A 13,941-nucleotide genomic window follows, 5' to 3' on the forward strand; every position below is an offset into this window, starting at 1 on the left:
TTGGCTGTCATTTCAATGCCCTCCCAATTGCTGTGCTGCCAGCTCCATGAGAGAGTGAATTGGCCCCGGAATGTAGATACCCAAAACGCAAACGGGTATCGCGCCCAGCAGAATTGCGATGCGAGGGCTCAATGGCAACGGGACCTTTGGAACCGTCGATTCTGAATGGCCAAACAACATACCGTTCATCTGGAGGAGAATCGCCACAAAGGCAACCACGATAAGAGTTGCCAAAATAACAACAGCGACGTAATGCCCTGCACGCAAGCCCGCCGAAAGAATGGAGAACTCGCTCAAAAAGATTGGGAATGGCGGCGCCCCGGCGATTGCCAGCGAGCATAGAAGCAACGCGCCGCCAGTAAACGGCGAGATCCGGAACAGTCCGCGCACTTGGCTAATCTCGCGGGTCCCAAACGTCATCAGGACCAAACCTGCCGCGTAAAAGCACAGGGACTTGGTAATTGAATGATTCAGCATTTGGGCGACGGCTCCATACGCCGCCGCATGGGTGGCGAAGCCAGCAGCAGTGAGGATGATGCCCATGTGTTCCACAGTGGAGTAGGCGAACATGCGCTTGTAATCGCGGACTTGCAATAGCAGGAATGCAGCAATCGCCACAGAGATCAGGCCGATGACGATCATCCACTCCCCCATCCGCGCATCGGGCGAACCCAAAATGACGGAAAGCAGGCGCAGGATCACGTAGAGGGGTATGGTGGTCTTCATCCCGGATAGCACAGCGCATACCGGTGTAGGCGCCTGGCTGTGCGCATCGGGCAACCAGGTGTGCATCGGAGCAAGACCGGCCTTTGCGCCGAACCCCACAAAGACCAGCAAAAACGACAGCCTCAACAAGTTCGGCGACATGGTGGATGCCATCGCGTATAAGCCCTGCCAGGTTTCGGCCGTACCCCCACCGCTCGTCCGAAAGGCCCAGTAGAGAGTTAGAAACCCGAATAGCGCAATGGGCGCTCCCATGATGGTCAATATCGCCATCTTCCAAGCCGCTTCGAGCGCACCCGGCGTGCTTTCGAACCCAACCAACAGAGTGGCAAACAGAGTAACCAGCTCCACCCCGACCCAAACCAAATTGACGCGAGCGAGAACAGGAACCACAGCAAGTGAAAACACGAACAGGTTGTAGTTCGAATAAAACCACCACAACCGTTCCTTGGATCGAGCCTCACGTCGCATATATCCGCCGGCAAAAACCGCCGCCACGAAGCAAACGAACGCGACAAGAAGAAGTACGAGAGCGCTTAGACCATCCGCTTCAATCCATCCCGGCACGGCAACGACATGTCCACTCGAAAGAACTTCGCCCACAGCAACAACAGCTGAACCCAGGCTGACAGCAAGGCAGACAACGGTTACAGCCCAAGCAATTGATCGCAATGGCCGGAACCAGCAAAGGAGCGCCGCTAAAAGCGGGAGACTGACAGCAGCGATTAGTGCCATCGCCGGGGCTCCTCTCGCAGTTCACTCATGGTAGCGGCTTCTGTCGTTCCGACGGTTTCAGTGATATTCCGGGTGAGCACGCCGACGACGACAACAATAAGAATCACATCGATCGCGATGGCAAGTTCGGCAATTACCGGGAGATCGGGCGCGATCGCAATCCCAGCAAAGAAGGCTCCGTTTTCCATCGCGAGAATGCCGATAAGCTGCGGTATAGCCTCCCGTCGTGCAATTAGGGAATATGCGCCGATTAGGAGTCCAGCCATTCCGATGGGCAGATTCGCATGGACAACCGGGTCCGGGGTGGCGGCTACCAGAGGGCCAACCAGAAATTCGGCCGCAATTGCCAACCCCAGCGCCAGCAACAACGAGAAAGGAATGTTGATGACTTGGTCGATCTCCCGGCGCTCGTACAGATCCCCTGGCAGCATGCGCCTGAGAACCCAGGGAATTGTGATCACTTTGGAAGCGATCATGATGCAACCCAGAGCCAGGAGATCGATGGAGCCGCGGTTGAATCCGATCAGGAACGCCGATGCGGCGACAAAGAGCGATTGAACGATAAGAAACCGAAGTACACCCTGCACCTGACGAGTTGTCACCATGCCAAATGCAGCCAGCAGGACCAGCCCCGCAGTGAGTGCATTGAGGCCGTAGATCAGCTGCGTGTGCGCATTCACCATATTCCGGCTCCTTTCTCTAAGCCGCTCCGGACGAAAAAATGCTCGCGATCATCGCCGCAACGGAAATGATGAACGCTGCCCCAAGAAACTCGCTGATGCGAAAAAGGCGCAGTTTGGCCAGGGAGGTTTCAATCATCACCAGGATCAACGTGAACAAGAAAATCTTGACAAGGATCAATGGAATCGCCAGAAGGACGTGGCCAACCTGCAAATCCGTTGCAAGGCCCCAAGGCGCCAGCAAGACGTTCAGGAATATGCAGGTCAGCACCAGAAATTTCATCTGTCCGCCCCACTTCATCAACGCAGCGCCTCGGCCGGAGTATTCCAGTCCCTTCGATTCATCGATCATTGCCAACTCAAAGTGGCCCGTAGGATTGTCAACGGGAATCCTTCCTCCCTCGGCGAGAATCAGCATCAGAAAAGCGATCAGTAGAAGGATGTGCGCCGGCGAGAAGAAAGCGGTGGGGCTGGCGACCCATTTCTGCTGAACAATGTAGGGAATGGTAGATTGAGCGACAAACGAAACGGTAAAGAAGACGATCATGAAAACCGGCTCCGCCAGGAATCCAACCATTCGGGTCCGGCTGGCTCCCATGGGGCCATAGGGATTCCCGGTATCGACCGCCGCGAGCGCAGCAAAGAAGCCGCCAAGCGCAAGGAAGAAGCCTCCGGCAAGCATGTCGCCCATGAAGGCAAAAGCGAGTGGATAATCGGTGAGAACCGGGATAAGGCTGGCGACAAACAACGGAACGATGAAGACGAGGTAGGGAGTGACGCGAAAGATCCACGTTGCCTGGGAAGAGACAACCTCGTCTTTATGGAAGAGCTTCCAGATGTCCCGATACGGCTGAAGCACGCTCGGCCCGCGCCTGCTCTGCACGTTCTCTTTCAATTTGCTCATTACGCCGGCATACAGGGGAGCGAAGCCGAGCACGAACAGGAGCTGGATAAGGTTGTAGAGAATGGTTTGAGCCATCAGGGTTCCCCATGTTGAGTTCAATTACCGCCAACTTGCCAGACTTCAGCGGACTCCTTGGCGATTCAACAGCGGCGAACTTCGGCTCCACGCGAAGACATTGCTCCACGCGAGGGGGCTGAGAATTGAGAACTTTGGAGGGGGAGGGCCGGGTATTCAGGCTGTTGAGTTGATTTTCGCAGGTTCATCTTCACGGCGCTACTCCTTATCGGGGTAGGAATCATCAGCCGTGAGGCGGTTATCGGTGGAGTTCCATCACCGTTGCGGAAATGTCTCTGCGACCATAATGAACCCGGGCTGACTGGTTGTCAACATTGGGCTTAGATGGCTAGCTCCGGCGCGGGCAGAATCATTCGAATCGCGCGTATACTAAATGTGGACGAGTGTTGGAGTCCACTCTTAAACGCCTCTCTCCCGAGGGGAAGATGACTCCTGCGAGGCTTGACCTCGGAGGAGCCGCTTGTGCCATCGCAACTCGCCAGAACGCCAAGCCTCACTTCTGAATCGCATAGCAACAGTACTCCTGCGTCTAAAACCCATTCCGCGCCATTTCACAGCGTCCTTTTTGACAGTGACGAGAATGGCTCGAAGCACACGAACCACGAGGCACCGGAGTACTTCGGTGATTTGAACCTCGATCAGGTTGTTGAAGCAATGACAGCCGGACGCGACGAGTACGATCTAAAGCCGCTTTTCTACCGGCCTCTCAGGCGTGTTGAGGAGATCCATTATCGCCAGGCTGTGTTCCGGGATTTGGAGGACCCTTCACTGTTTGAGCGGGTCAAGGCATTTGCCGAAAAGATGCGGCGAATGCGGTCGTGCATGGCTCAGTCCGCAAAGTTCTATTACAAGTTCCAAAAGAATGCGTTCTTCCTGAGCGCCGTCGAAGGCTACTGTGCCGCTGTGTCGCGGCTGACTGACGAGTTCCTGTCCGCTAGTCCACAATCGCTCGCTTTCCGAAGCCTACGCGATTATCTGGCTCGCTACACCAAGTCTAGTGATTTTCGGCTGCTAACTGCGGAAACGGCGAGGCTGCGAGCGGACCTCCAGTCGGTCCGATACTCGCTGCACATCAAGGGCAAGCGTGTAACCGTGGGGCGATATGGCGACGAGCCGGACCTCAGCGCAGATGTCCTGCTGGCCTTCGAGAAATTCAGACAAGGGGTATCCAAGGAGTACCAGTTCAGAGTATCGAATTGGCAGGAGATGAATCACGTCGAAGCCGCTATCCTGGACCGGGTCGCCCGCCTCTATCCGGAAGTGTTTTTGCGCCTGTCGGAATTTCCAGATCGACATGGCGGCTTTTTGGATTCTGTGATTGCGGTATTTGACCGCGAAGTGCAGTTTTACCTTTCCTACATTGAGTTCAAGAGTCGCATTGAACAGGGCGGTCTTCCATTCTGCTATCCCGTGGTTGCCACGCTCAAGGACATCCACGCTCACGACACCTTCGATCTGGCGCTTGCAAATAAGCTCGTCGAAGAGCACCTGCCGGTAGTAACGAATAGCTTCTTCTTGAAGGACGGGGAGCGAATTCTCGTCGTATCAGGGCCGAATCAGGGCGGCAAAACGACGCTCGCTCGCACCGTTGGGCAGCTCCACTATTTGGGCAGTCTCGGCTGCCCGGTTCCGGGAACCAACACTAAGCTTTTCCTGTTTGATCAGGTGTTTACTCACTTCGAAAGGCAGGAAAATCTCCAGAATCTGACTGGCAAGCTCGAAGACGAATTAAAGCGGATTCACAGAATTCTGGAACAGGCGAGCGACAAAAGTATTCTCATCATGAATGAGAGCTTCCTGTCCACTACATTGAACGACGCGCTGTTCCTTTCGAAACAGATCATCCAGCGCATTCATTCGCTCGACATGCTTTGCGTAACCGTCACGTTCCTGGACGAATTAGCGACGCTGAATGATTCCACTGTCAGCATGGTCAGCACTGTGGACCCGAAAGATCCGGCCCTTCGCACTTTCAAGATCATTCGAAAGCCTGCGGACGGGCTCGCGTACGCTGCAGCAATCGCTCAGAAATACCGTCTCACGCAAGAGGCCATTGTGGAACGCATTTCCGCAAAGGGAAAGAGGGAGATCCCATCATGAAGGTCTTTCTCATGCATCGCGACCGCGATTTCCGGCTCGGAGAGAATCTGCCACCAAATAGAGGAGAGTTGACCCAGGATTTGGAACTGGACATTCTGTTCGACGCCATGGCGGCAGACGACAGCTTTCTGCGGGAGGTTGCAAAGAACGCCACCCTCGCAAGCCTTCGCGATCCGGAGTCGATTCTCTACCGGCAAGAGATAGTTGCTGACTGTCTGTCAGCGCCCGCGGTTATCCGAGAGATTTATGCGATTGCAATTGAAGCAATCGAAAGTGAACGAAAAGTCTGGAGCCTGATGTGGGAGCGGGATGCGAGCTCGGCCCTTCATCGCTCAACTGAAGTCCTTCAACTATGCGTGAGTCCGCTCCGCCGTCTCTGGCAAATCGCGGCAAACAATGGCCCGCAGTTTCGTTCAGAGGGATTCACGCGATTCTTTGCCATGATCGTCACCGAGTTTGACGAAGAGTACATGCGAAGCGTCGAAGAGTACCTCGAACGGCTCGACTTCAATAACGGGGTGCTAATGAGCGCCGGACTAAGCAGCGACTGCAAAGGCGACAACTACGTTCTTCGCCAGACGGCCACAACAAGGCGGACATGGTTTCAGCGTGCACAGGAATGGGTGGATGGATTGACCGGCAAGTCCGATCCAGCCCTTGTGTACGAGGTGGACGAACGCGATGAAGCTGGCTTCCGAATACTTGGAGACCTGCGGGCGCAAGGAATCGTCCATGTCGCCACCGCTCTTACGCAATCAACGGATCACATTCTGAGCTTCTTCAGAATGTTGCGGCTCGAACTCGGCTTCTACATCGGCTGCTTGAATCTCCATGAGCGGCTGGCACGGAAGGGAGAGCCCGCCTGCATTCCAGAACCATTAGCGAGCCTCAACTCGGGGTTCAGGTGCGAGGGACTTTATGATGTTTGCCTGAGCCTCAGGTTGGGCGAGCGCACCGTTGGCAACGACGTGAATTGTCACGGCAAGCCGCTCGTAGTGATTACAGGCGCCAATCGCGGCGGTAAATCAACATTTCTCCGAAGCGTCGGCCTCGCGCAACTGATGATGCAGTGCGGAATGCTCGTGCCCGCTAAGGCCCTTTGCGCCGCCGTGTGCAGTGGCATTTTCACCCACTTCAAGCGCGAAGAAGACACAACGATGCAGAGCGGAAAGCTCGATGAGGAATTGAGCCGGATGAGCACGATTGTCGATAAGGTCGCTCCAGGCAGCATCGTTCTGCTGAATGAATCCTTTGCTTCGACCAATGAGCGCGAAGGCTCGGAGATAGCAACGCAGATCGTGCACGCATTCCTGAAGATGGGAATCGAGGTGTTTTATGTGACGCACCTCTTCGCATTAGCCGAGGGCTTTTTTCGTTCAGAATCGAGTTCTGCGCTCTTCCTAAGGGCGGAGAGGCTCGCGGATGGCCAGCGAACTTTTCGTCTTCTCGAAGGCGAGCCACTGTCGACTAGCTATGGCGGAGACCTCTTCCGGCGGATTTTTGAAATCGCCAGTTGAGATCGACGGTCAGTTTCGGTGCTTGACTGGACCTAATCATCTGGAGTCGTTGCGGTTGAGTTGCAAAGTATGCTACTTTCAGGTTGGCGAAGGAATCCGCCATTAAGCGCCGCCCGAAACGGGTTGGATGATGACTCCTGCAGATGCGCGGGGGTCTTTCTTTTGCTCCTGTGTTCTGCCTGGAGAAGGAGCAAAATGGACAGCTATCTTGAACTCCCCATTGGCGATAACGCGCCCGATATCGTCACCGCGATCGTCGAAATTCCCCAGGATAGTGTCAATAAGTATGAGTACGATCTAAATCTGAAGGTCTTCGTACTCGACCGCAACCTGCATTCTCCGATCCACTATCCTGGCGATTACGGCTTCATCACGCAGACGATCGCGCAGGATGGTGACCCGCTCGACATCCTTGTGCTCGGCGACGGTCCCAGTTTTACCGGGTGCCTCTGCAAGACGCGTCCAATCGGGTTGTTCGAGATGTTGGACAACGGTGTCTGCGATGAGAAGGTCATCGCCTACGCAGCCGGGAATCCTCGGTATGTCGAACTCCAGAATTACTCAGACATCCGTCCGCACATTCTCCGTGAGATTGAACACTTCTTTGCTGTTTACAAGGACCTTGAAGGCAAACAAACGAAGGTACTCGGCTGGAAGGATCGGGATGCTGCACACGCGGTGATCCAATCCAGCCATAAAAGGTTCAACAAGAAGTACGCTTCCGAATGAGGCTCCAACATGGCCGTTTTGGCTGTTAACGGCACCATCGATCCTCAGCAGTATTTGGCAGTCGTCGAGCGCACTGAGGAACTGGCACGGTTGCAGGCCCAGGCACAGAGGCGGAAGTCGATGCTGATTTTTGGCCCGGAAGCGGTCGGCAAGACGCGCCTGCTGCGGGCCTTTGTCCAAACACAACCGCTCGTCCTCTTTGCTCCCCAAGTCCAGTCTCCGCGCGAAATGTTGCTGGCTCTGATTGAGGAGCTCCGGCGCGTGGCAAAGCCCGGAATTGACCTTCCTGCAAACTGTACGTCTCTGCGCACGGGTTCTTTAAAGGGCATTGTGCAACGTGCGCTCGAAAAACATCCGTTTTCCCTCGCGCTTGATCACCTGGCGGGTCCGTCGCGTGTTGTGACGGGTCTTATTAAGGACCTCAATTATTTTGATCGGACTCCGGTGATCTTCGTAGCTCGTACACCGCACATGGAAGACATTGGGAATTTGCAGCCCATGTGCGCCGGTAAAGCGGAACGGCTGGAGTTGAAGGAGTTCGTGCCGCCCATTGCATTGGAATTCGCGCGGAGAGAAGCGAGCAATACGGGACTTTGGGCCTCAAACCTCGATCATGTCCTGCATCAACTGGTCGAATGGAGCAGCGGAAATCCCGGCTCCATCGTTCACATGCTGAAGATGGCGCATTTCCCTCGTTACTATGCCGGAGACCAGATCAAGGTGCATGTTCTTTATCTCGATTACAGAATGGGCCGCCGCGAGTGAACTGACGGTTCGGACTATCAAAACACGGACCCTGCCCTTTCCCGTCCTCAGACTTTCCTGGATGAAAGTTTGATCCGTTATCCCAGTGAGTCCGAAGTATCCGAACTGAAATGTCTGTATGCACTACCGCCATTGAGCAGGGAGGGAATCGCTATCTGAATGAGTGAGATTCTAAAGTGGTTCGCCCTTCTTGCGGGGGCACTCGTTGCATCCACTCTGGCGGGAGTCACAGGATTCGGCGGAGCCGCCGTCCTTCTGCCAATTCTGGTGGCAACTTTCGGAGTACGAGATGCCGTTCCGATTCTTACTGTCGCGCAACTGATCGGAAACGGAAGCCGGGTCTGGTTTAATCGCAGCCAGTTGGAGTGGAAAGTCGTCGGCTGGTTCGCGCTCGGCGGGATTCCGATGGCACTTCTTGGCGGTTATGCCTTTGCGGTCGCTCCTTTGACCCTGCTCACCCGTCTCCTCGGGGTTTTCCTTCTGGGAGTCGTCGTCCTACGCCATATCAGACCGCGAGTCATGAAGCCCTTTCCCACGGTGGCGTTCGCCGGAATCGGCGCAGTTTCCAGCTTTCTGTCCGCTCTTTTGGGCAGCGTTGGTCCCCTTATGGCCCCATTTTTTCTTGCCTACGGCCTGGTCAAGGGAGCTTATATCGGAACAGAGGCGCTTTCCACCGTGATCATGCACGTTACAAAACTAATTGCTTACGGAGGAACTTCTGTGCTGACGCAATCGGATGTATTCGTGGGTCTGACACTGGGGCCAGCCATGGTGCTTGGTTCGTTTCTGGGCAAGAGAATTCTCGATCATCTCCCGAAAGCAGCATTCATACTGTTGATCGAGGCAGTTCTCGTCATTGCTGGGTGCGTATTCCTTATCCACCCCTGAAACCGCTGCATGGTACTCGTGGCGCTGAGCGTTCAAGGGAATTCTAGATTCGTCTTGAGACTCTAAAGCAGAAATTCCACCTGCCAAGGCGCGTTGACGTTTCGATGACCGGCAAGCATCAGCAACAGAAGCTGTGACGCGCGCCGCTCCTCTTCACTGGTTAGATACCGGCGAAGCGCATCGTGGCGAAGCGCGTAGCGCTGCGCATCTTCCCCAAGTCGTTCAAGAAACCTGGCGTGGGCAGCTAACAATACCTGGGCGGGTTTTCCTTTCCCGAGCGCCGCGGTCGTCATGGCAAGATGAACGAGACAGCAAGCGGGCATGTTGCCGGCCTGTGACCTCGCGATTTCACGGATTCTGCCTGCCGCCTCAGTGACGGCATTTCGTTCCGTCTCGATGCGCACTTGACATACTTGGCAGGTGCCCTGAGATGCGGCCAAGTGGTTGATGCTCTCAAAAGTTCTGGTCGCCCCGTCCAGGTCGTTGGCCAGCGCCTGTAGCTCCGACGCCAGACGGTAAGCTAGCGCCGGATATGATGCGCAGACTCCGTAGGGCGAAGAAATATTCTCGTACTGCCAGGTGTGCAGAGAGCAGAAGCCTCCCCGTTTTGCGTGTTCCTGCTGCGCTGCGCGGTCAATAGTTAGGTCGTATTGGTGCTTGCTCAGGAATCGAAAGACGGCTTCCAGTACCTGTCCACAGATCCAGCACCCGGTTCGCCTCTCAAGCGCAATGCCGACTGTGACGCCAGCTTTCTTGCCTCGGTCCTCGGCGACTTCTTGTGGAGGCAGATGCGAGGGCGCTGTCAGTTCACGGAACCTTGCAAGGAGGCCATCCAGGATCTCCCGTCGCTCAGATAATCGTTCTAGGTCGGACCTCTGAGTGAGGAACGCCAAAACCCGCGTTTGAATGTTTGCGAGAAACGCCTCCGCCTTCTCTTCAGTCAAAAATTGGAAAAGCGCGTCTTCCAGCTGGCGAATGCCGCTTGACTCGACAAGTTCGTCGTTTCGCGATTGTTTTCCCTCAAGAGCCTGACGTGCAGAAACGGAGAAAACTAGTGGCTCTCTTGAGAAGAAGTATTGAGCAAGACGTTCCTTCACAAACTCCAGAACCTGTCCTCGCTCGCTTGGACTCACCGTGTCATGTTTGTTGACAATCACAAAAAGAACTCGATCCGCCTGTCGAATCCTGCGCAGAGCGCGGTCCTCCTCTTCCGAGAGCGGGCTGTCATAGCTTGTGATTAGGACAAAGGCGTCTGCCTCCGGAAAGAAGCGCTCCGTGGTTTCGGTATTCTCTGTGATCGAGGAGCCGAGCCCGGGACTGTCTACAAAGAACAGTCCACGGCGCAACAATTCCACCGGCACTTGAATCTCTGCATACGCTACATGTTTCACATTTCCGGGATTGGACTGCTGAGTCACATATTCCGGCAACTGCGAGAGCGGAATCTCGCGCGGCAAGCCCGCGTTTCTGAAATTCAAAACAACCTGGGGACGACTTCCATATCGCACCGTAGTGATAACGGATGTGAGGGGCAGTATTCCTGTTGGCAAGTACGGATGACCAAGGACAGCGTTGATCAGGGTGGATTTGCCGCGGCTGAAGCGGCCGACCAACATCAAGTTGAAGCGATCGTCTGCCAGGCGCGTCAACAGTTCACGGGACGCGGATTGCAGTTCCGCGTCCTTCGAATCGATGGCCTGCGCAGTCCGGACAATCTCCGCCATCGAGAACTTTGCCTGCTCGTACTCCTTTAGGTTCATCGGATCAAGGCGCCTCCTCTAAGTGGCCCCTGAGAACGTGATAAAGGATGCGCCATAAGGGCGAACCCCAGTTCGGCTTCTCACCCTCATCTGCGTGTCGCACTGCGACGGTGTTGGCGGCTGGCCTGGCAGTAGCACGATGCCTGTCCAGCAATTCGGTCACCTCCAATTCCTGCGCCCAATTCATTCTGGCCGATGCCTCGATCAACGCCTCGACGATGCTCTCTCTATCTACATCCCCAGCGAGGGATAGCCCCAGTCGCGTCGTGGCGATGACGCAATCGAGATCTTCGTCGTGCAGATACTGTTGAATCTCTGGCCAGTCACTCTCTGGAATGCCGAAGTCAACCAGGAGTTGAAGAGTGCAGTGCCGTCGCCGCGTCGCCATTGACCCTTGAATTGGAGTCTCCGCGCATCCGCGGAGCAACAGGATCGCGTAGGGTTGGGCTGCCAGCGGTACTTTTCGCAATTCCGTCATTGCGTCCGATCTGCACAAATCGTCTTCGAGCAATTCGAACAGCAAAGGGACGCTCTCGCGACGGCGAAATGCGCCCAACGCTTGAACCAGGCCGCTGGTCGCGCGCCGCTTCGCAGCTTCCAGTAATACGCAATAAACTTCGTCGCAGTGGACTTGGGCGAGTTCTCTTGCTGCCGCACTGCGGACTGCGTCCTCCGCAAACAGAACGGCAGAGTCAGCGGGACGCTGGTATCGCTCGAAGTAGCGCGTGAGAGCCGAGTAAGCGCCCAACTCTCCAAGAGCGCGGACGGCACGGCAGCGCGGTATAAAAACCGTTCTTGGCGGACAGTCCAACAGAAAGTGTTCGAGATGAGGGATGGCTTGTTTTCCGAACGCGACCACTCTCTCCACCACAGATTCGCCACCCATTAAGGAATCCAGCTCTCTGATGGCTTCCTGAATCGTTTGGTTCGGCTGAATCTGGTGCGCGCCCATTGCGAACTACCTTGTCGCTTTCGAGGATTGCATCGCAGGCAAAGTGCCCGTTCGCAGTAGACCGATCAGAGCGTCCTGCTCTTCTGAGGAGATTGGCATAGCGCGAATTCCACGAATGGTGTCAGCTACGGGATATTCGAACTCCTTCAAAGAAACATGCCCGTCTTGCCAGACGGCGTAGCACGCCAGCGGGCGTCCCGTCTTTGGTTGGCCAAGACTTCCCGGATTCAGGATGATTGTGTTGCCCTCGCGTCGCACGAAGGGAGTGTGAGTGTGACCGACGATGAGAAAGTTCGAGTTGATTCTCTCGACTTCCTGCTTCCATTGGTCAGACCCTTCAGGGCAATAGCCGAAAAGCGGATCACTAGGAATAGCGTGTACGAGATAAAAGCGGGCGGAATTTACTGTCAGTTCTTGCCGAATGGGCAGACTTCGCAAAAAGCCAAAATCGTCCTGCGTGCAAACAACCTGCGTAAAGCGCAGAGTATCCTCAGCCAGTTTCTTGAATGGGGTCGAGCATTGCGGATCTACAGAGAATCCTGCGGCATGGTCGTGATTGCCGCGGACTGTTACCTTGGCCTGTTGTCTCACCCACTCGACTACCTCATGCGGATTCGGGCCGTAGTCGACCAGATCGCCGATGCACCACAGTTGGTCGAAATCGCGCTCTGGCAGTGCATTCAAGGCCGCGAGGTTGCCATGAATATCGGAGATGATGACGATCTTCAAGATTCCTCCATTCCTTGCGCAGAAACAGTAAGCGCGTGCGTTGGAGGTGAGATGGGATTGCTGGAAGATCCGTGTGAACAGGCAACTCCCCGGCGAAATCTCACCAGGGGTTATCATCTGTTCGTCCACGCGAATGAAGAGAGGAAGGAACAGCGGTTAAGGCGAACCCCTTCGCCTCGTACATTCCCGCTTTCGATGTACATCGCTATTCTATCAAGAAATTGGCCCTCGGATTCCAGCAACTGACGGAGCATTTCGGAAGCATTCACTGTAGGTCCTGGTAGTTCATTCCCCAGGATTCGCTCGAAGATTTTCGGGCCATGTTTCCTGTTTGTTATCTTCCGGAACTAAGCTTGGAGTTGAGTTCTTTTGACTATTGCAAACTGCTCATTGCACACTTGCTACGCTGAATTCTAAGGGTTAATCCCTGAAAACGTTAGGTCCAAGAATGCCATTGGTCGAATTTTGCGGCAATCCACTTGAGCGAATAGTCGCTAGCCTTGATCGGAACCGCCTCGTAGTCGCCTTTCCGGACAAGTGGCCCTTGGCTTAACTGTTGACTTCGAGTCGCTCTTCGACACATCGCACGTGGAGCTTTCCGCGCATCGATCCTCGCCGCATCGCCAAAGTTCGAAGACGGAAACCCGAATAAGGCGGAATAAGCCGGCCCGACAGCAACGTCTTGAACGAACCGGTCACAGATTCCAACTGTCGAGCGGCTCGTGCCAGACCATTCGATCAACGAATCGGTGGCCAGCCTCCTCTAACCACGGTTCGGCTATCAGGAACACCGAAATGAGGATCGATAGCAAGAGGCTCCCACAAAGGGCCGACACAGCCATCTCACTCAACGACATTCGGGACGAAAGAATCGGGGTGCCGCAGCGCGGGCAAAGCTCATGCTTCGCCGTTTCCCGGGTCTCCCTCTGAGCTACCCCTCTCTGCCATCTCGATGCGATACCGCCCGTCCATGTCCGAATCGATCTCATCGCTATCGTCCTCCTCTTCGTTATCAGTAGCCTGGTCACCCAACGCCGCAAAAGCCGCCCGTTCACGTTTGTCTCGCCGGACGACTAGCAGTTGCTCCCCAACCGTGTGTTTGGGGACGAAGCAGTATTCAACGTAAGCCTCAAATAACGCCTGGTTCCGAATGCCACGATTCGTGAGATCCCCGTGATGATGCTTGTAAAGGACCTTGAGCGCTTCGGGAGTGATGATGTAGAAACGCCGCTTGCCTTGAGTGGCGACTGAAGCCTGGAGCCAGTTCTGTTGAATCCAGAAGACGACCTCTGCCTTGCGAACATGAAGCGCGCTGGCCAGACTTTCTACCGAGAACAAATCGCATCGGATTTCTCGCAGGCTGAGTTGGTTCCTCCTGAGCATG

General features: G+C 55.2%; 12 protein-coding genes and 1 riboswitch. Of the genes, 5 read left to right on the forward strand and 7 right to left on the reverse strand.

The window, feature by feature from the left end; all coding sequences use genetic code 11:
* Positions 1-12: 12 nt before the first annotated feature.
* Genes WCA10_RS08470 through WCA10_RS08480 form a run of 3 tightly spaced genes read right to left on the reverse strand, consistent with a single transcriptional unit; the run spans position 13 to position 3,117 of the window.
* A complete protein-coding gene (locus tag WCA10_RS08470) occupies positions 13-1,458 on the reverse strand; it encodes a proton-conducting transporter transmembrane domain-containing protein (RefSeq protein ID WP_472822071.1) in 1,446 nt (481 codons plus the stop codon).
* Entirely contained in the window at positions 1,449-2,141 is a 693-nt protein-coding gene (locus tag WCA10_RS08475; RefSeq protein WP_472822072.1) for a hypothetical protein, read from the reverse strand. The genes WCA10_RS08470 and WCA10_RS08475 overlap by 10 nt, the downstream gene beginning before the upstream one ends.
* A gap of 16 nt (positions 2,142-2,157) precedes the next feature.
* Entirely contained in the window at positions 2,158-3,117 is a 960-nt protein-coding gene (locus WCA10_RS08480) for a respiratory chain complex I subunit 1 family protein (protein ID WP_472822073.1), read from the reverse strand.
* 207 nt (positions 3,118-3,324) lie between these two features.
* Positions 3,325-3,386: riboswitch (Fluoride riboswitch) on the reverse strand.
* A 358-nt stretch (positions 3,387-3,744) separates the two neighbouring features.
* Between WCA10_RS08480 and WCA10_RS08485 the strand changes: the two genes are divergently transcribed.
* From WCA10_RS08485 to WCA10_RS08505, 5 genes are all read left to right on the forward strand, one after another.
* Positions 3,745-5,217 carry a MutS-related protein gene (locus WCA10_RS08485; RefSeq protein ID WP_472822074.1) on the forward strand — a complete coding sequence of 491 codons (1,473 nt, stop codon included), beginning with the start codon at positions 3,745-3,747 and terminating at the stop codon, positions 5,215-5,217.
* A complete protein-coding gene (locus WCA10_RS08490) occupies positions 5,214-6,734 on the forward strand; it encodes a MutS-related protein (RefSeq protein WP_472822075.1) in 1,521 nt (506 codons plus the stop codon). The genes WCA10_RS08485 and WCA10_RS08490 overlap by 4 nt, the downstream gene beginning before the upstream one ends.
* Positions 6,735-6,929: 195 nt before the next feature.
* Positions 6,930-7,463, forward strand: a complete 534-nt coding sequence (locus tag WCA10_RS08495; protein ID WP_472822076.1) for an inorganic diphosphatase — start codon at positions 6,930-6,932, stop codon at positions 7,461-7,463.
* A 9-nt stretch (positions 7,464-7,472) separates the two neighbouring features.
* On the forward strand, positions 7,473-8,228 hold the full coding sequence (locus tag WCA10_RS08500; protein WP_472822077.1) for a hypothetical protein: 756 nt from the start codon (positions 7,473-7,475) through the stop codon (positions 8,226-8,228).
* Between the two features lie 159 nt (positions 8,229-8,387).
* Entirely contained in the window at positions 8,388-9,116 is a 729-nt protein-coding gene (locus tag WCA10_RS08505; RefSeq protein ID WP_472822078.1) for a sulfite exporter TauE/SafE family protein, read from the forward strand.
* 62 nt (positions 9,117-9,178) lie between these two features.
* Here the strand turns inward: WCA10_RS08505 and WCA10_RS08510 are convergent, their stop codons facing one another.
* The 4 genes from WCA10_RS08510 to WCA10_RS08525 form a co-directional block, all read right to left on the reverse strand.
* Positions 9,179-10,876: a dynamin family protein gene (locus tag WCA10_RS08510; RefSeq protein ID WP_472822079.1), complete on the reverse strand. Its 1,698-nt coding sequence runs from the start codon at positions 10,874-10,876 to the stop codon at positions 9,179-9,181.
* A gap of 4 nt (positions 10,877-10,880) precedes the next feature.
* On the reverse strand, positions 10,881-11,762 hold the full coding sequence (locus WCA10_RS08515; protein ID WP_472822080.1) for a hypothetical protein: 882 nt from the start codon (positions 11,760-11,762) through the stop codon (positions 10,881-10,883).
* A gap of 72 nt (positions 11,763-11,834) precedes the next feature.
* On the reverse strand, positions 11,835-12,557 hold the full coding sequence (locus WCA10_RS08520; protein WP_472822081.1) for a metallophosphoesterase family protein: 723 nt from the start codon (positions 12,555-12,557) through the stop codon (positions 11,835-11,837).
* Between the two features lie 897 nt (positions 12,558-13,454).
* The coding region (locus tag WCA10_RS08525) for a hypothetical protein (protein ID WP_472822082.1) at positions 13,455-13,941 on the reverse strand (487 nt) is incomplete at its 5' end.

It is taken from the genome of Occallatibacter sp. (assembly GCF_049582745.1).
In the GTDB taxonomy this organism is placed as follows: domain Bacteria; phylum Acidobacteriota; class Terriglobia; order Terriglobales; family Acidobacteriaceae; genus Telmatobacter.

Coding starts and splice junctions, on each gene's coding strand:
- WCA10_RS08515 (WP_472822080.1), bottom strand. CDS start 11,762: ATGGGTGGCGAATCTGTGGTGGAGAGAGTGGTCGCGTTCGGAAAACAA.
- WCA10_RS08490 (WP_472822075.1), top strand. CDS start 5,214: ATGAAGGTCTTTCTCATGCATCGCGACCGCGATTTCCGGCTCGGAGAG.
- WCA10_RS08500 (WP_472822077.1), top strand. CDS start 7,473: ATGGCCGTTTTGGCTGTTAACGGCACCATCGATCCTCAGCAGTATTTG.
- WCA10_RS08480 (WP_472822073.1), bottom strand. CDS start 3,117: ATGGCTCAAACCATTCTCTACAACCTTATCCAGCTCCTGTTCGTGCTC.
- WCA10_RS08475 (WP_472822072.1), bottom strand. CDS start 2,141: ATGGTGAATGCGCACACGCAGCTGATCTACGGCCTCAATGCACTCACT.
- WCA10_RS08495 (WP_472822076.1), top strand. CDS start 6,930: ATGGACAGCTATCTTGAACTCCCCATTGGCGATAACGCGCCCGATATC.
- WCA10_RS08470 (WP_472822071.1), bottom strand. CDS start 1,458: ATGGCACTAATCGCTGCTGTCAGTCTCCCGCTTTTAGCGGCGCTCCTT.
- WCA10_RS08510 (WP_472822079.1), bottom strand. CDS start 10,876: ATGAACCTAAAGGAGTACGAGCAGGCAAAGTTCTCGATGGCGGAGATT.
- WCA10_RS08505 (WP_472822078.1), top strand. CDS start 8,388: ATGAGTGAGATTCTAAAGTGGTTCGCCCTTCTTGCGGGGGCACTCGTT.